Source organism: Marivita sp. NO-S04 (assembly GCF_059070475.1).
This window is the reverse complement of sequence record NZ_CM180980.1, coordinates 3,315,388-3,339,135: the sequence shown is the minus strand read 5'-3', so window position 1 is coordinate 3,339,135 and position 23,748 is coordinate 3,315,388. Positions and strand designations below refer to the sequence as shown.

General features: G+C 58.9%; 14 protein-coding genes, 4 pseudogenes, 1 riboswitch and 2 other annotated features. Of the genes and pseudogenes, 10 read left to right on the top strand and 8 right to left on the bottom strand.

Translation table 11 applies throughout. From position 1 onward, the window contains the following. Positions 1-185 precede the first annotated feature (185 nt). Positions 186-2,222 (bottom strand): annotated as a pseudogene (gene katG, locus ACK3EW_RS17025) (catalase/peroxidase HPI); the annotation flags it as partial. A 47-nt stretch (positions 2,223-2,269) separates the two neighbouring features. Between katG and ACK3EW_RS17020 the strand changes: the two are divergent. Continuing rightward, positions 2,270-3,501: pseudogene (locus ACK3EW_RS17020) on the top strand (IS3 family transposase); the annotation flags it as partial. Beyond that, positions 2,557-2,673, top strand: a sequence feature (AL1L pseudoknot). (Overlaps the previous pseudogene by 117 nt.) 3 nt (positions 3,502-3,504) lie before the next feature. Here ACK3EW_RS17020 and ACK3EW_RS17015 read toward each other — a convergent pair. Both ACK3EW_RS17015 and ACK3EW_RS17010 read right to left on the bottom strand, forming a co-directional pair. Beyond that, the gene (locus ACK3EW_RS17015) at positions 3,505-3,942 is read right to left on the bottom strand and encodes a VRR-NUC domain-containing protein (RefSeq protein WP_493809753.1); all 438 of its coding nucleotides are present in this window, start codon (positions 3,940-3,942) and stop codon (positions 3,505-3,507) included. A gap of 277 nt (positions 3,943-4,219) precedes the next feature. Beyond that, a complete protein-coding gene (locus ACK3EW_RS17010; RefSeq protein ID WP_493807097.1) occupies positions 4,220-4,477 on the bottom strand; it encodes a helix-turn-helix transcriptional regulator in 258 nt (85 codons plus the stop codon). Positions 4,478-5,068: 591 nt separating this feature from the next. Between ACK3EW_RS17010 and ACK3EW_RS17005 the strand changes: the two genes are divergently transcribed. Then, positions 5,069-6,370: a tyrosine-type recombinase/integrase gene (locus tag ACK3EW_RS17005; RefSeq protein WP_493807096.1), complete on the top strand. Its 1,302-nt coding sequence runs from the start codon at positions 5,069-5,071 to the stop codon at positions 6,368-6,370. Positions 6,371-6,713: 343 nt separating this feature from the next. Here the strand turns inward: ACK3EW_RS17005 and ACK3EW_RS17000 are convergent, their stop codons facing one another. Then, entirely contained in the window at positions 6,714-7,874 is a 1,161-nt protein-coding gene (locus ACK3EW_RS17000; RefSeq protein ID WP_493807095.1) for a hypothetical protein, read from the bottom strand. Between the two features lie 208 nt (positions 7,875-8,082). On the opposite strand from ACK3EW_RS17000, the gene ACK3EW_RS16995 reads away from it, so the two are divergent. Both ACK3EW_RS16995 and ACK3EW_RS16990 read left to right on the top strand, forming a co-directional pair. After that, a complete protein-coding gene (locus ACK3EW_RS16995; RefSeq protein WP_493807094.1) occupies positions 8,083-8,634 on the top strand; it encodes a helix-turn-helix transcriptional regulator in 552 nt (183 codons plus the stop codon). Positions 8,635-8,645: 11 nt separating this feature from the next. Further along, positions 8,646-8,840, top strand: a pseudogene (locus ACK3EW_RS16990) (hypothetical protein); the annotation flags it as partial. Here ACK3EW_RS16990 and ACK3EW_RS16985 read toward each other — a convergent pair. Beyond that, positions 8,821-9,432, bottom strand: coding sequence for a hypothetical protein (locus ACK3EW_RS16985; protein WP_493807093.1), 612 nt, complete (start codon positions 9,430-9,432; stop codon positions 8,821-8,823). The pseudogene ACK3EW_RS16990 and the gene ACK3EW_RS16985 sit on opposite strands and share 20 nt — an antisense overlap. A gap of 194 nt (positions 9,433-9,626) precedes the next feature. On the opposite strand from ACK3EW_RS16985, the gene ACK3EW_RS16980 reads away from it, so the two are divergent. The 3 genes from ACK3EW_RS16980 (at position 9,627) to ACK3EW_RS16970 (ending at position 14,005) form a co-directional block, all read left to right on the top strand. Beyond that, positions 9,627-10,619 (top strand): helix-turn-helix transcriptional regulator, encoded by a 993-nt coding sequence (locus ACK3EW_RS16980; protein ID WP_493807092.1) that lies wholly within the window; start codon positions 9,627-9,629, stop codon positions 10,617-10,619. A gap of 117 nt (positions 10,620-10,736) precedes the next feature. After that, positions 10,737-11,327: a class I SAM-dependent methyltransferase gene (locus ACK3EW_RS16975; RefSeq protein WP_493807091.1), complete on the top strand. Its 591-nt coding sequence runs from the start codon at positions 10,737-10,739 to the stop codon at positions 11,325-11,327. Beyond that, positions 11,324-14,005, top strand: coding sequence for a DEAD/DEAH box helicase family protein (locus tag ACK3EW_RS16970; protein ID WP_493807090.1), 2,682 nt, complete (start codon positions 11,324-11,326; stop codon positions 14,003-14,005). Before ACK3EW_RS16975 ends, ACK3EW_RS16970 begins: the two co-directional genes overlap by 4 nt. Here the strand turns inward: ACK3EW_RS16970 and ACK3EW_RS16965 are convergent. Further along, a protein-coding gene (locus ACK3EW_RS16965; RefSeq protein WP_493807089.1) for an IS3 family transposase occupies positions 13,941-15,175 on the bottom strand; the annotation gives its coding sequence in 2 pieces (ribosomal slippage) (positions 13,941-14,875 and positions 14,875-15,175; 1,236 coding nt in all). The two genes, ACK3EW_RS16970 and ACK3EW_RS16965, sit on opposite strands and share 65 nt — an antisense overlap. Then, positions 14,772-14,888, bottom strand: a sequence feature (AL1L pseudoknot). Its footprint overlaps the gene before it by 117 nt. 48 nt (positions 15,176-15,223) lie before the next feature. Here ACK3EW_RS16965 and ACK3EW_RS16960 point away from each other — a divergent pair. Together ACK3EW_RS16960 and ACK3EW_RS16955 are read left to right on the top strand one after the other, a co-directional pair. Next, positions 15,224-15,928, top strand: a pseudogene (locus ACK3EW_RS16960) (IS3 family transposase); the annotation flags it as partial. Between the two features lie 255 nt (positions 15,929-16,183). Beyond that, positions 16,184-17,878, top strand: a complete 1,695-nt coding sequence (locus tag ACK3EW_RS16955; RefSeq protein ID WP_493809752.1) for an ABC transporter permease — start codon at positions 16,184-16,186, stop codon at positions 17,876-17,878. Positions 17,879-17,909: 31 nt separating this feature from the next. Here the strand turns inward: ACK3EW_RS16955 and ACK3EW_RS16950 are convergent, their stop codons facing one another. Together ACK3EW_RS16950 and ACK3EW_RS16945 are read right to left on the bottom strand one after the other, a co-directional pair. Next, complete coding sequence (locus ACK3EW_RS16950; RefSeq protein ID WP_493807088.1) at positions 17,910-18,935, bottom strand: Fe(3+) ABC transporter substrate-binding protein; 1,026 nt, start codon at positions 18,933-18,935, stop codon at positions 17,910-17,912. Positions 18,936-19,096: 161 nt separating this feature from the next. After that, positions 19,097-21,325, bottom strand: a complete 2,229-nt coding sequence (locus tag ACK3EW_RS16945; protein WP_493807087.1) for a DUF4214 domain-containing protein — start codon at positions 21,323-21,325, stop codon at positions 19,097-19,099. A 247-nt stretch (positions 21,326-21,572) separates the two neighbouring features. Further along, positions 21,573-21,779: riboswitch (cobalamin riboswitch) on the top strand. Between the two features lie 129 nt (positions 21,780-21,908). On the opposite strand from ACK3EW_RS16945, the gene ACK3EW_RS16940 reads away from it, so the two are divergent. Beyond that, entirely contained in the window at positions 21,909-23,741 is a 1,833-nt protein-coding gene (locus ACK3EW_RS16940; protein ID WP_493807086.1) for a TonB-dependent receptor plug domain-containing protein, read from the top strand. Positions 23,742-23,748: the final 7 nt, after the last annotated feature.

The following is a 23,748-nucleotide window of genomic DNA, read 5'->3' as shown; positions in this document are numbered from 1 at the left end:
TTAGGGTCAGTGCGCTTCCTGTCTTGAATCTCATTCCTAGTTTCCTTCAGTAGTGTCTTGGCTGTCGCGCGCGAGATCATCGCACGATCAGCGCGACAAATAATTGATCTGAATCAGATGCTTTCGAATTTGAAGAACAGAAATGACCTGGGCGACATGAAGCCGCCCAGGGATAGCGGTTCGGATCAGTGCAGGTCGAACCGGTCCGCGTTCATGACCTTGGCCCAGGCGGCAACGAAGTCCTCGACGAATCGCTTGGTCCCGTCCCGTTGCGCGTAGACCTCGGCATAAGCGCGCAGGATCGAGTTCGACCCGAACACCAGATCGACCCGCGTCGCGGTCCAGAGGACCTGGCCGCTCGCCCGGTCTCGCAGCAAGTAGAACCCGTCTTCGATTGGCGCCCAGCTCAGACGCATATCGGTGAGGGTCACGAAGAAGTCGGTGCTGAGCGCGCCGGGCCGATCCGTGAACACGCCGTGCTGGGTCCCGCCGTGATTGGTCCCCATCACCCGCATCCCGCCGACGAGCGCGGTCATCTCGGGGGCCGAGAGGCCCATCAGCTGAGCTCGGTCCAGAAGCAGCTCCTCCGGCCTTACCACGTAGTCCTTCTTCACCCAGTTCCGGAACCCGTCATGGATGGGCTCGAGCACGTCGAAAGAGGGGGCGTCGGTCATCTCGTCCGTGGCGTCCCCGCGGCCCGGTGCAAAGGGGACCGTGACCGGAACGCCGGCGGCTGCGGCGGCCTGCTCGACCCCGACATTGCCGCCCAGCACGATCACGTCGGCGACGCTGGCCCCGGCGCGCGCTGCGATCGGCTCCAGAACGGATAGGACACGGGCCAGCCGTTCAGGCTCGTTGCCCTCCCAGTCCTTCTGGGGCGCAAGACGGATGCGCGCCCCGTTCGCGCCGCCGCGCAGGTCCGAACCCCGGAAGGTGCGGGCGCTGTCCCAAGCGGTGGCGACCAGGTCCGCGGTGCTCAGATCGCTTGCCGCGATCTCGGCCTTGACCGCGTCCACGTCCCAGCCGGTCAGGCCCTGCGGGACCGGATCCTGCCAGATCAGGTCCTCGGAGGGCACGTCGGGGCCGACGTAGCGGGATTTCGGGCCCATGTCGCGGTGGGTCAGCTTGAACCAGGCGCGCGCGAACACCTCCGAGAAGTGGTCCGGGTCCTTGTAGAACCGCTCCGAGATCTCGCGATAGACCGGGTCCTTGATCATCGCCATGTCGGCGTCGGTCATGATCGGGTTGTAGCGGATGGACGGGTCCTCGACGTCAACGGGCCGGTCCTCTTCCTTGATGTCGACCGGCTCCCATTGCCATGCGCCGGCGGGAGACTTCTTCAGCCCCCAGTCATAGGTGAAGAGGAGGTAGAAATACCCGTTGTCCCACTTGGTGGGATGCGTGGTCCAGGCCCCCTCGATACCGCTGGTGACCGTGTTCCGGCCGATCCCGCGGCTGGTGTGGTTGTTCCAGCCCAAGCCCTGCTCGGTCACGTCCGCGGCTTCCGGGTCCGCACCCAGAAGGGCCGCGTCGCCGTTGCCGTGGCACTTGCCCACGGTGTGACCGCCAGCGGTCAGCGCGACCGTCTCCTCGTCATCCATTGCCATCCGGGCGAAGGTCTCGCGGACCTGGCCCGCGGTCTTGCTCGGATCGGGCTGCCCGTTCACCCCTTCCGGGTTCACATAGATCAGGCCCATCTGGACGGCCGCGAGCGGATTCTCCATGGTCGAGGGATCATCCAGATCGCCGTAGCGGGCGTCGGACGGGGCCAGCCACTCCTTCTCGGCGCCCCAGTAGGTGTCCTTCTCCGGGTGCCAGATGTCCTCGCGACCAAAAGCGAAGCCGAAGGTCTCGAGCCCCATCGACTCGTAGGCCACGGTTCCGGCAAGGATGATCAGGTCGGCCCAGCTGACCTGGTTGCCATATTTCTGCTTCAAGGGCCAAAGCAGGCGCCGCGCCTTGTCGAGGTTCACGTTGTCGGGCCAGGAGTTCAGTGGCGCAAAGCGCTGGTTCCCGGTCCCGCCACCGCCGCGGCCGTCCGCGATCCGGTAGGAACCGGCCGCGTGCCAGGCCATCCGGATCATCAGCCCACCATAGTGGCCCCAGTCGGCAGGCCACCAGTCCTGGCTGTCCGTCATCAGCGCGTGGACGTCAGCCTTCAGCGCGTCCACATCGAGCCCCTTGAGGGCCTCGCGGTAGTCGAATCCTTTCAGAGGGTTTGAACCGCCCCGGGTTTACCGGAGAGTAAAACACTCAAAGGATGAGCCCTATGACAAAGCAGAGATTCACCCCCGCCTATCCGGCCGAGCTTCGCGAACGCGGTGTTCGGATGTTTCGAGAGAACCGTACCGATTATTCCAGCGATACGGCCGCCTATAAGGCCATCGCGCCGAAGCTTGGCTGTTCGCCGGACAGTCTGCGGGTCTGGTGTCAGCAGGCCGAACGCGATGCCGGGCAGCGGGCCGGTCTGACAAGTGCCGAGAAGGATCGGATCAAGGAACTTGAGCGTGAGGTCCGTGAACTGCGCCAGGCCAACGAGATCCTGAAGAAGGCCAGCGCATATTTCGCAGCGGCGGAGCTCGACCGCCCATTCCGCAAATGATCGCGTTCATTGATGATCACCGTTGTGTCCATGGTGTCGGGCCGATCTGCCGGGTTCTGGGGATCGCACCATCGACTTATTACGCCTTCAAGGCCGTGGAGCGTGATCCGGATCTGGCATCGGACCGGGCCAGGCAGGATCAGCTGGACATGGCTGCGATCAAGCAGGCCTTCGAGGGCAGCCGGGGCCGATATGGCGCGCGCAAGGTCTGGCACCAGCTACGCCGCAGTGGCCATGATATCGCCCGCTGCACGGTGGAGAGGTTGATGCAGGTCATGGGATTACAAGGCGTTGTGCGGGGCAAGAAGGTGATCACCACCAACCCCGATACGGCACAACCTTGCCCGCACGATAAGGTAAACCGAGCCTTCGTGGCGGACATGCCAAACCAGCTTTGGGTCAGCGACTTCACCTATGTTTCCAGCTGGCAAGGAATGGTCTACGTGGCTTTCATCATCGACGTCTTCGCCCGCAAGATCGTTGGCTGGCGGGTCTCGACCTCGATGACGACTGGTTTCGTCTTGGATGCCCTGAACCAGGCCATCTGCCAGAGGGCGCCGTCTGAGGCTGACAAATTGATCCATCACAGTGATCGTGGCAGCCAATACCTGTCGATCCGATACACCGAGCGGCTCGCAGAGGCCGGCATCGATACCTCGGTCGGAAGCGTCGGCGATTCCTATGATAATGCCCTCGCCGAAAGCATCATCGGCCTGTTCAAGACCGAGGTCATCAAGTTCCTCGGCCCCTGGAAGTCGGTCGGTCAGGTCGAATGGGAAACTCTGAAATGGGTCGACTGGTATAACAACACCCGCCTTCACAGCGCCGTCGGTTACATCACGCCACAAGAAGCAGAGGAGGCATTCTACGCAAGCTTGAACGCTGACGAAAAAGCAGCCTCACTATTGAACCAGAAACTCTCCGGTAAACCCGGGGCGGTTCAGAGAGCCAGAGACACTGGGTACCGCGCTGACCAAGCGCGTGGTAAACCCATAATCGGCCAGAGCGCCCAGCGCGTCATCCAAGGAGCGCACCAGCGCCCAGCCAAACCCCTGCGCTTGCACCGCGTCGCGAAACGCCTGCTGCGCCGGACTGAGCTGCCCCTTGCGGGATTTGAGCTCCAGAAACAGCACACGGCCATCACACAGCACCACCAGATCGGCAAAGCCGGGGTGCACCCCCATGCCGGTCAGGATGGCCTGGCGCTTGGCGCCCCGCGGCCCGGCCTGCGCGACCTCGTTTGCGCTGTGATGCACGATCGTCCCTTTGGGCAGGACGACCCGCAAGGCGCTGACCACAGCGCGCTGCAGGTCCGCCTCCGGTGTTCCGCGCGTCTTCATCGCCGGTCCTCCGGATCAGCCCAGGCGGGGCGGCCGCGGCCAAGGGCTTTACCCCCCAGAACGACGAGCAGGATGCGGGCATCCTCGCGCTCCTCGGGCGTCTGGCCATGCTGGACCAGCACATTGCAGGCCAGCCGGACCATGTGGTCGGAATGGTGCACCACATCGGCCACCACGATGCGGGCCTCGCGCAGGCGTTCGTCGATCCAGTCCTGGCGGCTGTCATCGCGCGCGCCGCGCCGGCGGCGGCTTTGGGCACGGAAGGGCAGGGGAAGGCTCATCGGCGTGCCCCCCGACGTCCGCGACGCTGGCCGAGACCTTCCTGCTCCTCCAGCCAGTCGAGCACAGCGCTGCGGCGATAGTAGATTTTCCGACCGGCGCGCACGCATGGTGGGCCGCGGCGTTCAGCTTCCCACCGGCGCAATCTGCTTTCGGTGACATCGAGTTGTTGTGCAAGGTCGGTGCGACTGATCCAGCCGCTCAACAAGGTCCCGGCAATCGGCCCGGTGTTGCGTTGATCTGCATGAGTGTGCATGTGTGTTCTCCCGTTTGGCAGTCCGAACGGCGATCGGACCTGCGGATCAGTCACGCACATCGACAGGGGTGGCAGGGAGGCACGGGGTGGCACGAAAACGGTGCCACCCGTGCCACCCCCTATTTTATTGGCTCTGAGGGGTGTGCCCCGACAGAAAGCGGCGACTGCGCTGCATTGCAGCAATTCGACCGTCATGGCGGTTTGCGAGTATTCAGCCGCAAACACGTTGATTTACAGGGGATTCGCCAACATTCGCGCGCAAACAGGGGGTGGCACCGCGCATTTAAGCGTGCCACTCCCTGATTTTATTGGAAATTTACAAGGTAGGTGGCGTTTACAAGCCGATTCCGGAGTGATTCCGCCCAAAAACCCAGATTTGGACTGGTCCGGTGTCTTTTTGTTTCGGCGCCAACGGCATGGCCAGTGCCGAATTCTTCAACAAAATAGGGGGTGGCACGCATATTGGCTTTTTCGTGCCACCCCGTGCCACCCCGTGCCACCCCGTGCCACCCCTGCCACCCCTGCCTCATGCTCTGCTTGATAAGAGGCGCGATTTACGCGTCATGACAGAGGCATGAGCGAGGGCGACACATGGTGATGAGACAGAAGCTTACCGAAGCCGTGGTGCGCGAGGCCGCAGCGGCGGACGGCCGGGACTACCAGATTTTTGACAGCGAGGTCCGTGGATTTGCTGTCTGCATCTATCGCAGCGGGAGCCGGGCGTTCACCTTGGATTACCGTCATGCAGGGCGCCAGCGACGGATGACCTTTGGCCGTTGGCCGGAATGGAGTGTTGCGGCTGCGCGCACCCGTGCAAAAGAGCTGAGACGCGAGATTGACGCCGGCGGCGATCCCCTGACCAACCGGACTGCCATGCGTGAGGCACCGCGTGTGACCGATTTGATCGATCGATATGTCGAGGTCCACCTGCCGCATCTGGCGCAGCTGAACGCGGCGGATCAGGCGTCGATGATGAAGAAGTTCATTGCGCCTGCCTGGGGCAAGATGCTGGTCACGGAGGTGAGTGCTTACGACGTCGAACTCCTGCTGACCAAAGTGGCCGAGGGACGGGCACGTCCTGCCAAGGTCAAGCCGAATAATCGAGCGCGCAAGCTGAAGGCCGCGCGGCCGACCCCAGTGCGCGCAAATCGTGTCGGAGAAGTGATTCGGAAAATGTTTGCCTATGCGGTCAAATGGGGCTGGCACGATGACAATCCGGCCATGGGATTCCGGCGCCGCATGGAAACACCCCGTGAACGCTATCTGACCCAAGAGGAAATCGCACGTCTCGCTGCCGCGCTCGACGCATCAGAAGACCACAGGGCCGCCAATATCATCCGGCTGTGCATGTTGACCGGCGCACGGGTCGGGGAGGTGCGCCAAGCCCGGTTTGAGGATTTCAATCTCGAGCACCTGTCATGGACCAAGCCTGCGACGACAACCAAGCAGCGCCGCGTACACAGGGTTCCGATATCTGACGAGGCTGCGGCGATCGTGCGCCAGCAAAAGCAAGCGGTGTTTTCCGGCTGTGCCTGGCTCTTTCCCGGCGACACGCCGGGCCAACCGTTGCAGGAAGTCCGACGTTTCTGGCGGCGCATCCAGAAGGAGGCGGGGATCGAAGATGTGCGCATCCACGATCTGCGCCATACCTTTGCGTCGCTCTTGGTCAGCGGGGGCGCCTCGCTCGAGATGATCGGAAAGCTGCTGGGTCATAGCCAGATGCAGACGACCCAGCGCTATGCGCATCTCATGGACTCGCCGTTGCGCGCTGGGGTGGATGCGGTGGCCAGCGTGTTTCAGCCCAAGCCCCGCCTGGTGCACAACGCTGAGCCAAGAGCCGTGCCGCCGGCCTCGCGCCTTGGTGTAAAGAGCGTCAAGACGTCTTCGCCTTGAACTTCAGGGATGATCCGCGCCGATTTGGCATGGATGATTGATGATCGCCCACCAATGTATGCACTTTCTGGTCCCATAGTCATGGTGCCTGCAGGAAGCTGGTTTTTCCTTTATGCGACTTCACCAAAAGGCGGAAATGGCCGAGACGCGAAGGCGCAAGATCCGGTGCCGACCTTTAAGCAGCGTTCTTTTTGGATCATCGCGAGCCCTCCTTGGCATACAAATGCGATCGCATGGCGGTCGCATCATCAAAGATGGGAGCAGGGAAAGATGGGCGTTTTTACCCAGTGGGAACGCCTGCCATGCGCAATGCGGGGCCCTTGCCGGGCCCCGCATTTCATGATCAGGCAATAATACCATAGGAATCCGCGAGCAAGCCGACATATTCAATCCGGGCGAAATCGATACCCCCGGTTTCATCGAGAAACTCACCCATGGCGCTGCCCTCGGCTATTTCTGTCCAGCGTCCATCCGCATCATCATCACGGTAAAGACTGAACTCGGTTTCGCCGAACCGCTCAACTTCCGTTTTCACTACATAAAGCGCGCCATCGAGCTCGATCGCTCTCAGTGTTTCATTCTGATCAAGCCTTTCGACGCTCCAGCCTCCTCGGAATGTTGCTTCCAGTGCGCTGTCGATCATGTCGCCCGACATCAGGTTGGCGCCGGTGGCATCGGTGCCGTTGGACAGTAGGAAACGCATGTCTTCGTGGTCCCCGCGGCTGGTCTGTGTGACCACTTCAAGCTCTAGAGACTGGGTGAAGGCGCCGTCAAAATCATCATCGGTGTAGAGCGTGGTTTCAACATCGTTGCGGCCAAGCTCAACCTTTGCGACGCCATCGCTGCGCAGCTCCCAGCTTTCGTTCCAGTCAAGCCGAATATCGCGGGCCATATCGTTGACCACCTTTGATGCGGCAACCACCTCGCCATCGACAAACTCGAACGTGTGATAGACGTTGGGCAGGCCCAGTGCAGGCGTCAATCCGCCTTCGTTCTCAAAGCCAAAGTCATCATCTGACGGATGGTCATCGTCATCGTGGTTGAATCTGTCGTCTCCGGTTGTGGGAGGCAGAGTACCGGGGGTAGCGCTTTCATAAACCTTACTGGCGAGCGTGTAGAGCCCGTCTCCATCCGGGTCAGAATAGGTGCTGATTTCAAGCTGGCCATGCTCAGCCTCCGTTTTCACGATATCGGTGCCATCAATGGCCCAGCTTTCATTCGCTTCGATCCGCTCGTATTCGCTCCGGCCATTCTCGATTTCGTAGACCGCGGTTACCGTGCCATTGGTAATCGTGAACTGGTAGGCTTCCTGCATGTCATCGCTATCGTCGTCATGACGATCATCGCCATTGTGATTGTCATCATCGTAGCGATCCGTGCTTTCGTAACGGTCGTCATCGTCGTCGTAGCGATCACGGCTTTCGTGTTGGTCGTCACGATCGCGTGAACGGGATTCAAAGCGGTCATCGTCATCATCGCGGCGAAAAAAATTCCAGAAGCTCATTGGTTCCTCCTCAAGAAACTCAGGTTAAGGTGCCCTGCGCCAAGTGCTGGCTCGACGGGCTCACGGCCTCAACTAGGCCTCCAACTCTGGCCTAGGCTATCTGTCAGAAGGGGGATATGGGAGCTTAGGCGATCATTTATAACTTCAGATATATGGCTCAGTCGGCTTTTTTGACGTATGCCTAAAGTCATAAAAGAGGAGAAAACTGATGCGGGGATTGGGCCTTGGTCTTGTAATCATGCTGTTAGGCATGACCTTTTTCACGTTCGATGCTGTGGCCGATCTGGTCACGCACATGAATGAGCGAAAATCCTACTCCTTCGAGCAGACATTGCACCTCATCTTTGAAATCCTTGCGGCCATAGGGCTCGGTTATGGTGCAGTAGTGGTCTGGCGTTACAATCGACTGCTGCGGGAGACCGCTTCCAGCCAGCAGCAGAAGATAATTCTGCTACGCGGCAGTCTGGAGGAGCTAATCGAGCGCCGCTTTGCCGAATGGGGTCTCACAGCGGCGGAACGCGAGGTTACGCTATTTATCATTAAGGGGCTTGCGACTGCGGATATCGCTGGAATGCGCAAAACTGCGGAGGGCACGGTCAAAACGCAAATCTCCTCGATTTTCCGCAAGATTGGTGTGCGCTCGCGGACCGAGCTCATGTCGATTTTCATGGATGAGTTTCTTGATGTGTCCGGCCGTGAAGGCGTTGAAAAGGCCCAAGCGCCGTCCGAGTCTTGCCTCGCGCCGCATCCGGTAAATTGAGGATTTCAACAAAGCGGCCGGGTCATAGCCAAATGCAGACGACCCAGTGCTGTGCGCATCTCACGGATTCGCCGTTGCGCGCTGGATTGGATGCGGTGGCCAGCGTGTTTCAGCCCAAGCCCCGCCTGGTGCACAACGCTGAGCCGAGGGCCGTGCCTTCGGCCCCGCGCCGGGGTGTGAAGCGCGTCAAGACGTCTTCGCCTTGAACTTCAGGGCTATGAGAACTGGTCTCAGCCGTCGTCGGATCGATCGCTCATCTGGGAAGCTTCCATCGACGGAGCGGTCAGAAAACCAGTCTTGAAGTTCTCGTATCCATGCAGCCTGCGAGGCTGGCAGCCCCTGTTCATAGATCCTGCGCGTGATCTCGATCCGCATGGCCGCCCAGTCGTAGTCACCGTCATCACCAAGCCCAGCGCCTTCTTCGATCCTGCCAAAAAGGTCATAGGTTTCTTCAAACCGCCGCACATCCTCTCCGAGGATCATCACGTCTCCAACGGAAACGGTGACACCGCTTTCTGGCTCGTCAATGTGAAGCCACTCATCACTGTCGAGCGGTCGCACGCGGAGCAACTGAGCTGTTTGGGGGCCGGTCCCACAATTGCGAAAGATCGGCACGATATCCATTGCTTGGATTTCCACGAGACCGCCGGCGCGTTGGTCCCCGCATGCGACCGGCGGGATGCCGGTCACAATTTTCAACGTCCCAATCCCCGCCCAGCCAGCAATGTCGTAGACAGTGCAGCCCCATCGAGCAGCGGTTTCGTGAATGGTGTACAATGCACGTTGTGGTAATCCCATTGACAGGCGTCCTTTTCGTCTGCGGCGCTGGCGGGCCGAGCAGACCCCGCAGTGTTGTTCCTCGTCTGGTTCGAGACCGGTCCGACGCCGATCGAACAAGATGTCCGCGCCGATTCGGTTTCGATGATTGACGATAGACCAGCGAGGGGGGCAGTCTCTGACCCCATGAGCATGGTGGTCGCAGGAAAAATGGTGTGTCGTATGTAAAAGCTCAGCGGCTTTACCGAATGGCGGAAATGGCTGCGGCCCGCCGGCGTGGGATTTCGCTGCAGAATGTCATGGAAGAGTTCGAGGTCGACGAGCGCACCGCTCGGCGGATGTTGCGTCAGTTCGAGGAATTGTTTCCCGGTTTTGAAACATGGGACGACGCAGATCGTCGACGCCGATGGTCACTGACGCAGGTGCCCTATATCGAGCACCGCGCATTGAACGAAACGGAACTGGCTGCGGTTGAACTGGCCATCCGGCGCATGGCAAGCGATGGCGCGGTCTACGAGGTGAAAGCCCTCGAACGCGTTCGAGATCGCCTGATCGCATCGCGACCGCCGCCCTTCGCGCAGGGGGGCCGAAAATTCGCAGAGCTTCTTCTGATGCTCAATGGCTATGCTTCGCGACCAGGTCCCGCACATGATGTGCCCGAAACGTATTTCAGCACGCTTTACAACGCGTTTCGGCGTCCGACACGCGTTGAAATCCTCTATCAGAGTGCCCGGGATACTGAACCCCGCTGGCGGCGGATTGAGCCCTATGCCGTTCTCATGGGACGGAGGTATTACCTTGTCGGGAAAGATGCGGATGCCGACACAGGGTACCGTCAGTACCGGTTTGACCGCATCACGGCGATGAATGCCACCGTCGACGTCTTCAAACGCGATCCGGAGTTTGATCTTGAGCGCTACAGCGCGCAGGCATTTGGCTCGTTCTTTTCCGAAAAAGAATACGGCCCGGTGCGATGGCGTTTTTTGCCCAGCGCGGCAGCCAACGCGCGCGACTTTGTGTTTCATCCCGATCAGGTGATGACCGAGGTGGAGGATGGCAGCCTGTTGGTCTCCTTCACGGCCAGCGGATGGCTGGAGATGGCCTGGTATCTGATCCAATGGGGCGATGCGGTCGAGGTTCTGGACCCCCCGGAGCTCAAGGAGATGCTGGGCAAAGTGCGAAGCGGGGAGATTTGGATTTGGCCGTGATCTCACTGGCGTGCCGTCATCCTGATGAAATTTGTAACGATTGCCCATTTTCGCAGCCTGGTCAAACGCAGGATTTATTGCGAAGCTTCCGCAATAACAGACGGGCAGGGAGCCGAAGTGACGGATTACTACGAGGAAAACGCGGGTGCCTTTATCGTTGCCACGCGTGACGTCGACATGTCGGACGCGCGAGGACGGTTTCTGGCCGTTGTGCCGTCGCGGCCGGATGGCCCAGCACGCATTCTCGATGCCGGATCGGGATCCGGGCGGGATGCATTGGCCTTTCGGCGTCTCGGGCATGACGTCGAGGCCTGCGATGCCTCACCTGCCATGGTTGCGGCCACGCAGGCGCATGCGGCTGTGCCGACCCGTGTGATGCGGTTTGAGGATTTCGCGTGGGAGCATCCATTCGAAGGTATCTGGGCCTGCGCATCGCTCCTTCATGTGGCCGAGGTGGACTTACCTGGGGTCATCAACTGCCTTGTCGAACATCTGGTGCCCGGAGGCGCGCTGCATCTGTCCTTCAAGCGCGGCACCGGCGAGCGAGTGAAGGACGGGCGACGGTTTACCGATATGACGGTGGAAAGCCTGGCGGCTCTCGTCTACCGATGCGGGGTTTTCCGACCGCCGATCATTTGGGAAAGCCGCGATTGCCGTCCAGATCGCGCGTCGGATGTGTGGGTAAATGCATTGGTCAAGAAAACGTGACTGGTGGATGGAGTGTACATGAGGCGTCAAGCAAAGTTTCCTGCGCGGTGTGCGATGCCGCTGCCAGTGCCATCGTGGAATGCGACGCCGAAGTCATCCTGATCCGCCACGGCGCAGGTCTCGCCCTTGCACCCCGCCGTCATGTCGCACGGTGGCGGGAGCTTTCCGCGGCTGAGCAAGCGGCCATTGCGGCTAGGATTGGAACGGCCCAAGTCCTTCTCGAGACGGAGGGCACGACCACGCGTGTGACGTTGGTCGAAACTGGTAGCCATGTTTACCTGCGGCTCGATCCGCCATTGGCAGCACCGGGCCCCTTGCCGGGCATGCCGCATGATCGCCCGCTGATCTCGGGCGGCGCAGATGCGCTGCATGCCCATCTGCGTCCGCTGATCGACCGGGCACGAGTGGTCGATCTATCGGTGTCCTTCCTGATGACCTCCGGCGTGCGGCTGGTCCTGCCGCATCTGCGCGACCTATTGGAGCGGGGTGGCAAACTGCGCCTGTTGACCGGCGACTATCTGGGCGTGACGGAACCTGCGGCCTTAAGACTGATCGCAGACCTTGAGGGTGCGCGCAGGCTGCATGTATTCCAGGCGGGGCAGATCCCGTTCCACCCCAAGGCCTGGATGTTCACCTTCGCGGGCGAAGGCGGAGGGCTGATCGTTGGGTCGTCGAACCTGTCGCGGTCCGCGCTGACTGACGGCATCGAATGGAACCTGCGCCATGTTGATCCGGTGGACCCTGCGCCGCTTCTGGCCGCCCGCGCGGCGTTTGACGCGTTGTTAGCCCGACCGGAGGTCACCGAGCTGACGCCCGCCTGGATCGACGCCTACGAGGCGCGCCGCGTGACACCGCAGCCCACGGTCACCGGCGCGCCAGTCGAAACCCCGGAAATCACTCCCATCCCGCACGAGGTTCAAGCCGAGGCGCTTGCGGCTCTGCGCGCGACCCGGGCGAAGGGCTATGGCGCGGGGCTGGTGGTGCTGGCTACAGGGCTGGGCAAGACATTCCTCGCCGCCTTTGATAGCGCGAAGGCGGCCCGCGTCCTATTCGTGGCGCATCGCGAGGAAATTCTCACTCAAGCCATGGCCGCCTTTCGCGCCGTTCGGCCCAGCGCCCGGCTTGGCCGCTATACTGGCGAAGAGAAGAACGCGGAGGCCGACATTGTTTTCGCCTCCGTTCAGACCTTGGCGCGCAATGCGCATCTGACCCGTTTCGACCCGCATGCTTTCGACTACATCGTCGTTGACGAATTCCACCACGCTGCCGCCGCCACCTATCGGCGGATTATCGAGCATTTTGAGCCTGGCTTCCTATTGGGTCTGACCGCCACGCCCGACCGCAGCGATGGTGGTGACCTACTGGGTCTTTGCGAAGAAAACCTCGTCTACGAATGCGATCTTTGGTCCGGGATCGACCGGGGGCTGCTGGCACCCTTCCATTATTTTGGCGTGCCCGACCCGGTTGAGTATTCGCAGATCCCCTGGCGCAGCGGGCGGTTCGACGAGACTGCGCTGACTGAAGCCGTCGCCACTCAAGCCCGGGCAGAGAACGCACTCGAGCAGCTGAAAAAACGCGGAGGCAAGAAGACCATCGGCTTTTGTGTCTCCCGCCGGCATGCCGATTTTATGGCTGAGTTCGCCCAAGCACGCGGCCTGCGCGCCGTGGCCGTTCATTCCGGCGATACCTCCGCCCCAAGGGCCAGCGCGCTGAAGGCGCTAGAGGATGGTGATCTCGATATCGTCTTCGCTGTCGACATGTTCAACGAGGGCGTCGACGTGCCCTCGATCGACACGGTGCTGATGCTGCGCCCAACCGAAAGCCCGGTGATCTGGCTGCAGCAATTGGGCCGTGGCCTTCGGAAATCCGCGGAAAAGGCCCATCTGGCGGTCATCGATTATATCGGCAACCATCGGATATTCCTGACCAAAGTTCGCATCTTGCTCAAGCTGGGCGCGGGCGATGGCGTGCTGCGGCTGGCGCTGGAGCAATTGAACGACAAAATCATACAGTTCCCCGTGGGCTGCGAGGTCACCTACGATCTACAGGCGCTCGACATCCTGCGATCTTTGATCCGCCAACCGCGCGATGGCGAGGAGTTGACCGCCTTCTATCGCGACTTCCGCGATCGCCACGGCACGCGACCGACGGCTTCCGAGTTGCAGCACGCAGGCTTCAACCCCGGCCGCACGGGGCATGCGGGTTGGCTCGGGTTCGTCGCGGATATGGGCGATTTGTCCGAGGCGCAGCGCAGCGCCTGGACCGAGCGCCGCACGCTTCTTGATGAGATCGAGACCACGCGCATGACGCGTAGCTACAAAATGCTGGTCTTACGCGCGATGATCGAGGCAGGCGCCTTTCCGGGTCGCATCGCGCTGACCGATCTGGTGGAGCGCGTCGCGCGTCTAGCTCGGCGCAATCCGCAGATCAAGGCTGACCTGAGCGTCGATCCTGATGACGCGCGCGGCTTACGCAAAGTCCTGCTGCAGCAACCGTTGAGGATTCTCGCCGAGACGGATTGGTTCCAGCTGCGGGAAGACACATTCGAGACCACGTTCATGGAAGACAAAACTGAACCGCCCCGGGTTTACCGGAGAGTTTCTGGTTCAATAGTTAGGCTGCTTTTTCGTCAGCGTTCAAGCTTGCGTAGAATGCCTCCTCTGCTTCTTGTGGCGTGATGTAACCGACGGCGCTGTGAAGGCGGGTGTTGTTATACCAGTCGACCCATTTCAGAGTTTCCCATTCGACCTGACCGACCGACTTCCAGGGGCCGAGGAACTTGATGACCTCGGTCTTGAACAGGCCGATGATGCTTTCGGCGAGGGCATTATCATAGGAATCGCCGACGCTTCCGACCGAGGTATCGATGCCGGCCTCTGCGAGCCGCTCGGTGTATCGGATCGACAGGTATTGGCTGCCACGATCACTGTGATGGATCAATTTGTCAGCCTCAGACGGCGCCCTCTGGCAGATGGCCTGGTTCAGGGCATCCAAGACGAAACCAGTCGTCATCGAGGTCGAGACCCGCCAGCCAACGATCTTGCGGGCGAAGACGTCGATGATGAAAGCCACGTAGACCATTCCTTGCCAGCTGGAAACATAGGTGAAGTCGCTGACCCAAAGCTGGTTTGGCATGTCCGCCACGAAGGCTCGGTTTACCTTATCGTGCGGGCAAGGTTGTGCCGTATCGGGGTTGGTGGTGATCACCTTCTTGCCCCGCACAACGCCTTGTAATCCCATGACCTGCATCAACCTCTCCACCGTGCAGCGGGCGATATCATGGCCACTGCGGCGTAGCTGGTGCCAGACCTTGCGCGCGCCATATCGGCCCCGGCTGCCCTCGAAGGCCTGCTTGATCGCAGCCATGTCCAGCTGATCCTGCCTGGCCCGGTCCGATGCCAGATCCGGATCACGCTCCACGGCCTTGAAGGCGTAATAAGTCGATGGTGCGATCCCCAGAACCCGGCAGATCGGCCCGACACCATGGACACAACGGTGATCATCAATGAACGCGATCATTTGCGGAATGGGCGGTCGAGCTCCGCCGCTGCGAAATATGCGCTGGCCTTCTTCAGGATCTCGTTGGCCTGGCGCAGTTCACGGACCTCACGCTCAAGTTCCTTGATCCGATCCTTCTCGGCACTTGTCAGACCGGCCCGCTGCCCGGCATCGCGTTCGGCCTGCTGACACCAGACCCGCAGACTGTCCGGCGAACAGCCAAGCTTCGGCGCGATGGCCTTATAGGCGGCCGTATCGCTGGAATAATCGGTACGGTTCTCTCGAAACATCCGAACACCGCGTTTGCGAAGCTCGGCCGGATAGGCGGGGGTGAATCTCTGCTTTGTCATAGGGCTCATCCTTTGAGTGTTTTACTCTCCGGTAAACCCGGGGCGGTTCAGAGCTTCAAGGCCAGCGATCGCACCTAGGGCGCCCGCCGGGTCTGGCGTGACGTTCTGGAAGACGGTCTCGCATATGGGCTGCATCGGATCGAACGACTGATGCGGATACATGCAATGAGAGCGCGGCCGAAGCGACGTGGAAAGCCCAAGGACGATGGCGAACGCTCCGTCATCGCCGACAACATCCTCGACCGCGACTTCGCGGCGGACCGGCCGAACCAAAAATGGTTGGCCGACTTCACCTACATCTGGACTGCCGAGGGCTGGCTTTATGTCGCCGTGGTCCTGGACCTGTTCTCCAGGCGCGTCGTCGGATGGTCCATGAAAGCGGATCGAGACGCCTCGCTGGTCATGGATGCGCTGATGATGGCCGTCTGGCGTCGGGGCAAATCAGACGCGCTGCTCCACCACTCGGACCAGGGATCGCAATACACAAGTGAGCAGTTCCAGCGCCTTCTGCTCGACTGCGGCATCAACTGTTCAATGAGCCGGGCCGGCAACGTGTGGGACAACTCGGCAATGGAGAGTTTCTTCTCGTCGCTGAAAACCGAGCGCACCGCCCGCAAGGTCTACCGGACGCGTAATGAGGCTCGTGCCGCTGTGTTCGAATACATCGAGCGCTTCTACAATCCGAGGCGACGCCATTCCAAACTGGGCTACCTAAGCCCCATGGCATTCGAGGCCCGAGCTGTGCAAACCTAACACTGTGTCCACGAAAACGGCAGCAGGCCACTCTTCATTGTCTGTCTCCTCAGTTGGAGAACAGGCTAACCCCAAATCGAGGACTTTTCAGGGGAGCAGGTCAAACTCTCTCGCTAGGTAAATTGTGTACTCGTCATACTTGATGACGGTTAAGACTGACGCATTGTAGAAATGCGATTTTGTTTGCTTGCTCTCGATGTTAAGCAGCACGGTATGTCCGACAGTTCTTATCGGAATACAGACACCACTGACTTATTGGACCGGGCGAGCATGGCGGAAACATCTATCAGTTTTCCACGCGGGACAGCGTCTTTGATTGGCAAATTGCCTTGGATTCTTGCAGGATTCGTTGCTGCTATCTGCCTGTTGCCGCACATCAGTGTGTTGGTTGCGGCATTCATGGGTTCGACAGAGACACTTCAGTCTTTGGCTGATACCGTTTTAGGGCGATACACCCGCGCCACGCTCGTTCTTTTGGTGACAGTGGTCACATTTAGCACCCTGATCGGTACTGTGACCGCTTGGTTGGTCACCACGACAGAGTTCAGAGGACGGCGGGTGTTGGAGGTGGCGCTTGTTTTGCCGCTGGCGTTTCCCGCCTACGTCCTAGCATACGCATACACCCATGTTCTTGATCACCCAGGGATCGTGCAATCCACATTGCGCGCTGTCACTGGATGGGGACCAAGGGACTATTGGTTTCCTGAAATCCGCTCTCTTGGTGGCGCGGCCGCAATGCTCACGCTGGTGCTCTATCCATATGTTTATCTTTTGGCGCGGGCGGCCTTTGCATCTCAAAGTGCGACCACTTTTTATGCAGCGCAATCGCTTGGACAGACACGGTTTGGCGCGTTCTGGCGCGTATCGCTTCCTATGGCCCGTCCTGCCATCGCGTCAGGTGCGATGCTTGTCGGGATGGAGACCATCGCAGATTTCGGCACTGTCTCGTATTTCGGTGTTCAGACGTTCGCGGTGGGCATCTATTCAAGTTGGTTTACCTTTGCCGACCGCGCCGCCGCAGCCCAGTTGTCGCTTGGCCTGTTGGCGTTTGCCTTGCTGCTCGCCATTCTTGAACGGGTCAATCGCGGTGAGGCAAGATATGCATTTGGACGAAAATTTGAACCGATGCCGCGAGTGTCCCTGACCGGATGGTCCGGGGGTCTTGCCCTGATGACCTGTTTTCTGCCTGCATTTCTTGGGTGCCTCTTGCCGGTTGTGATGTTGTCAGAAATGGCTGTGGGGTCTGAGCAAAGCTTGTTCAGCCCGCGCTATCTGCAATTCGCGCAAAACTCTGTCACTCTTGGTGTCTGCGCGGCGTTGCTTACCGTTGCCGTTGCGCTCTTGTTCGGCAGTCTTGCCCGCAACCGGCACTCATGGTTCGCCACTACCGTGTTGTATATCGGGCGTCTTGGCTATGCTGTGCCGGGTGGGGTCATCGCCGTTGGACTGCTGGTGCCGTTTGCATTTTTCGACAATGCGTTGGATGCCTACATGCGTGAGGCATTCGGAATATCCACGGGCTTGTTGTTCACAGGTTCCATCTGGTTGTTGGTATGCGCCTACATGATCCGCTTTCTTGCGGCTGCCATTGGTGCCTACGAGGGTGGCGTCGCTGTCATCAATCCAAATATGGACGCGGCGGCACGGGTGCTGGGGCAAAGCGAATGGGGACTGTTGCGTCGGGTCCATTTCCCTCTTTTGCGTCCAAGCTTGTTCACGGCGCTGCTCATCGTGTTTGTCGATGTGATGAAAGAGCTTCCTGCGACCCTTATCATGCGACCTTTCAATTTCGACACATTGGCGGTTCAGGCCCATCGTCTTGCTGCCGATGAAAGACTTGCCGGGGCAGCGGTGCCAAGTCTTGTGATTGTCGCAATTGGCACGCTTCCTGTCATCCTGTTGTGCCGTCGTATCAGAAACGAACAGGGCAACAAAAAAGAGGGCGCCTAGGCGCCCTCAATTTTCGCAATGCTGTATCGGCTTACTTCCAGCCAACTTCGTTGAAAATTTTCTGAGCTGTCGGCACGTTCTGCGCGACCTCGGACAAATCTACGTCGTCGGGACGGAACATGCCCAAGGCTGCGACCGACGGCGACAGGCCGACGCCTGGAACAGCAGGGTACTCGTCATTGCCGGCCGAGAAATACTGCTGTGCCTGATCGGATGCCAGATATTCGAGGAATTTGATGGCATTCTCAAGGTTCGGCGCATGCGCAGCAACGCCGCCACCGGACAGGTTCATATGGGCACCTTCACCGTTCTGCGCGGGGAAAACCCATCCAATATTCGCGCGATCGGCTTCGGACAGGCCTTCGACCTCTGTGCGCAGGGCACGGGCGAAGTAGTACGTGTTTGAGATTGAGATATCGCATTCACCCGACACGATGCCACGCAACTGGTCTGTGTCCCCGCCTTGCGGGTCACGTGCAAAGTTATCGACAAGTCCCTGCGCCCAGGCTGTCGCTGCCTCTTCTCCATGATTTTCAATTACAGCGCTGAGCAATGTCTGCGAATAGACGTTTGTCGAAGACCGGTGGCACACAAGTCCTTTATAATGCGGATCGGCCAAGGACACGTAATCCATAGGCGGGTTCGCCACGTCGTTTTTGTCATAGAAGATGATGCGGGCTCGTTGGCTGAAACCAAACCATTGATTGTCGTCATCTTGCAGACTGTCGGGAATACGCGCTTCGAGAATATCGCTGTCGATGGATTGCAGAACGCCAGCTGCCTTCGCGCGTTCCAAGCGCGAAGTGTCTACGGTCAAGAGGATATCCGCAGGCGAGTTTGCACCTTCGGCTTGCATCCGCGCAATCAGTTCGTCTGCATTGCCTTCGATGCGGTTGATCGTAATCCCGGTTGCTTCCGTGAAGTCCGAATAAAGCCGCTCATCGGTATCGTAGTGCCGCGATGAATAGAGGTTCACTTCGCCCTCTGCAAATGCGGCGGTGCTAAAAGCGGTGCTGACGACAAGCGCCAGGGTCGAAGTGGTCCTTAGGACGCGCATGTGACTCTCCATTATGCGTATTTCTTACGAAAAGAGTCAGTTACATGATTCCGGCGCATGATCAACACATTCTGAGTAATTTTGTCGGAATTATTTTACAGCTCGGACTTGCAGGTCTAGTGCTTGTTTTCCCCTTGTGATCATGGATGTGACACAAGAGATCAGAGCGCATTTTCGTCAGGTGGCATGCCGATCAGCGGCATAAGAAACGCACCCGCCACCGGGTCTAATGCAGCTTGGTAATAGCTTTCTATCAATGCGCTTGCTGCGTCGAAGGAGGCAGTGCTTCCATCAAAGGCTTGCATGACCAGCGACGCCGCCGTGAGGTCGGACATGCCGCGATCAATCGCAAACTGCGTGCCCAGTTCTGTCTTGAGAGCGAGGTATTGCTGGTCGTCGGCTTGCCGATCGACAAGTTCTTCATGCGCAAAGTTCGCAGTGTCTGCTTTTGCCCCTTGCAGAAGTTCAAGGATAAAGGTGCTGCGGCTGACCGCTCCGCTTTCCAAGGCAGTAGTCCAGAATAGGAGGCCATCCATATCAGGCGCCCGTCCCAAAACATTTTGGTAGATTTCCGAAACGAACCGCAACGCATTCATGTCATCGTCATAAAGCGCGCGTGTTTCGTCTTGGTTCGCGAAAAGACCTGCGATTTCAGCCAGTGGCATACCTTGTGCGTGGGCAGTGCCCCAAAAACCAAGGCCCAGGGCATCCGGCGCTCGATTGAAGTATGCGACGTAGAGTTCGATAAACACGTCAAGCGCTGCCTGATCCAGTGTGACGTGCCCGCCGAATTGCCGCAAATCCATTGGCTCATCGAATGCAGTATCGGACAACTCGAAGGCGATCCGCTCGATATTGTCCAGACGCATCGGCACAGCTCCGTCCTCGGTCCGGTCTGTGATGAACACCTGCCCGTTTTGAAAGGTGACAGTGTAATGCGTCTGGTTCCCGGCAAATTGCACTGTGTCGACGCCTTCCAACCCGTCGATATGTGTATGCCCTTGCATCGCGATCATCACGTCGTCCGATGACGTTCCCAAAAGCACGGAGGGCTCCATGCTAGCACTTGCAACATCACCTGAGGCAAGCACCACGCGGGCCTCTTCATCCGTCGCTGGGTTCGAATGTGGAGTGTCCGATTGGGTCGGTTCCAACTGAAAATGTGCTTCGGTCAACGGTGTTCCGCTCTGAGAACGATGCAGCACATCAAGTGTTGTGCCGTCGATCAATTCAACACGTGAGACGTTGTTGAATGGCTTGAAGACCGCCGCCAACACATCATCAATTGATGAAAACCCGCTGTCGATCAGTTGGATGATGTCTGTTTCAAAATCGAAGTCAGCAAGGCTGTTGCTTCCGTCGCCGGCCGCAATCACGAACACATCCCGACCCTCATGCCCGAAATACACATCGGCTCCGGGGCCTCCCCTCAGGACGTCATCACCTGCGCCACCGTCCAGATAATCGTCACCGGGGCCGCCTTGCACCGTGTCGTCGCCGGTTTGGCCAAACAGATCATCATTTCCGAAGTCTCCGAAAAGTTGGTCATGCCCTTCCGCGCCTTGCAGGGAATCGTTCCCGTCCAGCCCGTTGATCCTATCGTCCGTGACAGTTCCGAAGACACGTTCGCTTGTATTCGTTGCGATCGGTGGCTTTGTGCCTTGGGGTTCAAAGCCGGCTATCTGATATCCAATATCGGCAAGGATCGCTTTGTCGAGATCACTCACATGAACCCGTGAGCCATTCGTCAGTATCGGGTCCAAGGCGACGCTGTCGTCTGCATATCCCTCTTCGATGTGCGCGTGATCTTCCTCGAGCGGAATTGGGCGCCCGCCATTGGCTTGTACAGCATTGGGGCCGGTGAATTCACTGTTGGTGACCCATCGGTCAAAGGCGCCGGACGATCCGATCCCCAGAATATGTCCAATTTCGTGGATCACGACCGAAAAGAAGTCGCTGTAGCCTTGCACGGGACGGTCCACCGCGAACGACCAGTTGGCTTGGGAGTTGAATGTCAGAGAGCCTGCCCAGGGTTCGAAATCGGTGACAGGGCCAGAGCCTCTGAAATCGGATGAAATTCGTGCTGCGAAAACATCGCCTGAAGCGTTCCCGCCATCCGGCCCTGCCAATGCCAATGTTCCAGACGTTAGTGACCGCGATCCGACAAAGACAAGAATGTCGTCAATCGGTTCAGACAGAGTGACTGTCTCGATTTCAAAGGTTGTAGGGTTCTTGATGCTGAACACCGTGCCGACGGGGACGTCGATGAACTCATCGTTGAGGATTGCTGTCCATTCCGCAGCGGCTGCATCCAAGGCCGCGCGGCGGTTTGGGTCATCGAAAAACCCATCACTATCGTAGCGGTAATCGAAGTGGAATGAAAACGACACGGGCACAAACCTCTTTGGTCACAGCACACTCAAACGGGTCTCATCCACTGCAGGTCCTCCTGAGGGCGAAACGGTCTTATCAAGGTTGGTGGCGAACTTGGTCCATTTCGTGATCGCAATTGGGCAATAAGGTACTGAAAACGAGCAAATTCCTGTAAAAATTTATGGATGACTTAATCATGTACCTGCGACCAAGCGCCAAGGTGGCAGAATGCAAAGCCCACTTGACGCATCCTTAACGTCGGGTGCAGATGAGCGTGTCTACGGTCCGAGCGTTCAACAGCGTTCGGTGAAAAGGGAACGCGGTGCTTCTTCGGAAAAATCCGCGACTGCCCCCGCAACTGTGAGCGGTGAGCGACGCTGAAAGTGCCACTGGTGTCCGTCACGGACCCTGGGAAGGCCAGCATAGCAGAGACCCGCAAGTCAGGAGACCTGCCGAAGACGAACACCCAGTCCAATCGCGGGGCGCGATGGGGCGGCGGCTTCGTCCGTAGTGGTGTAAATCACCGTCTGCGGATGCGTCAGCATTCCAGATTTTTCATCACTCCGGTGCAGTGCGCCGGACAAGGCTGGGATCAATGAAATGACACGGCTCACCTCGAGATTACTTCTTTGCAGCACTCTCATCGCGCCATCAGCACTGATGGCACAGGATGTCAGTGGCGCAGTTATCGAACTCGAAGACATCGTCGTCTTCGGCGGATTGCTTCCGACGAACCTCGACACAACCGGTGCCACGATCGACGTGGCCAATTCCGCAGATATCCAACGCGAAGGGGCAAGTGCCACTGCCGCGCTCGATCTGCTTCCGGGCGTCTCGGTCAGCGCCAACGGTGGTTTGGGCAGCAGTGCGACAGTTCGTATTCGCGGCTTGAGCGGCCCCTATGTCGGGGTTCGAATTGATGGTATTGATGTCACGGATCCATCGGGCCCACAGACAGCCTTCAACTTCGGCAGACTAACCACCGGCTCGCTGGATCGTCTGGCAGTTGTCAAAGGGACGCAATCCGCAGTCTATGGGTCAGAAGCGATTGCCGGTGTCGTCGAGGTTGAGACTTGGCGGCCTGAAGTTTCTGGCGTTTCGGGCAAGGCACAGCTTGAACTGGGCAGCTTTGAAACCCGCTCTGCAAACCTGAGTTTCGGATATCTTGATGATCGTGCCGAACTGGCGTTGAGCCTTGGACGCGTGACCAGCGAAGGCTATTCGGCACGTGACACGGATGATGAAAACGACGGCTTTGAACAAAGCTTGGTCAATCTGTTTGCAGCCTACCAAGTCAGTGATGCCATCCGCATTGGATTTAACGGTTTCTGGTCGGAAGGCACCGCAGAGTATGATCAGGCGGCAACCGATCCGCGCGGCGAAATCGACGAAACACGCCGCGGCGTGCGGATGTTTGGCGAAGTGCAAGCGGGGGCTTGGACGCATGAGCTGTCCTTCAGCCGATACGAGATCGAACGGTTTGATCCGGTGGGCTTCACCCGCGATTTTCTTGGCGAACGCGATACAGTCGCCTACTTGGCCACGGGTGATCTGTCCTCGGGCGTGTCTCTTGCTTTTGGCGCAGACTGGAGCGAAGAGCGCGCAGCCTTGGATGGCGATGCATATGATGCATCGAACTCGGCGGTATTTGCAGAAGTGAAAGCGACACCAACCGATGCCGTCGAACTTTCGCTGACCCTGCGCTACGATGATTATTCGGACTTCGACGGGCAACTCTCGGGGCGTGCTGCTTTGTCGTATCGGCTGGACGAGGCAACCACCGTTCGAGCCTCTCTTGGCATGGGCTATCGTGCGCCGTCCTTGTATGAACGCTTTGGGCCTTATGCCGGATCGACCCCTCTGGACCCAGAAGAAAGCCTGAGCTTCGATCTTGGGATCGAGCATAGCTATGGTGACCGGGGAACGGTCAAGGCCACGGTCTTCTGGGCGGAAATCGATAACCTGATCGGGTTTGGCAGCGGGCCGAACTGCTTGCCGTCTCAAACATTTGGTTGCTACATTCAGACGGACGGAACAACCGAAACACGTGGTCTCGAACTGAGCGGGTCTTACGCAATCACTGATCGTGTGCGGGTGTCTGGTGCTTATACACTTACAAACACCGAAAATGACGGTGAACGTGTTGTTCGTGTTCCGCGTCACGATCTGTCTTTGGCGTTGGAGGCGGATGTGACGGATCGGTTGCAGATCGGCATCAACATGACCCGCGTTTCGGACACTCTGGACGGTTTTGGGACACTGACCCCTTTGGATGACTACACCGTTTGGGATGTCTCCGCGCGGTATGCGATCACCGACATGGCGAGTGTCTATGGCGCGATTGATAACGTCGGCGACGTCTCGTATCAGACGGTGCGCGGTTTCAATGCACCGGATCGGACCATCCGTTTCGGTGTTGAGACATCTTTCTGAATGATGC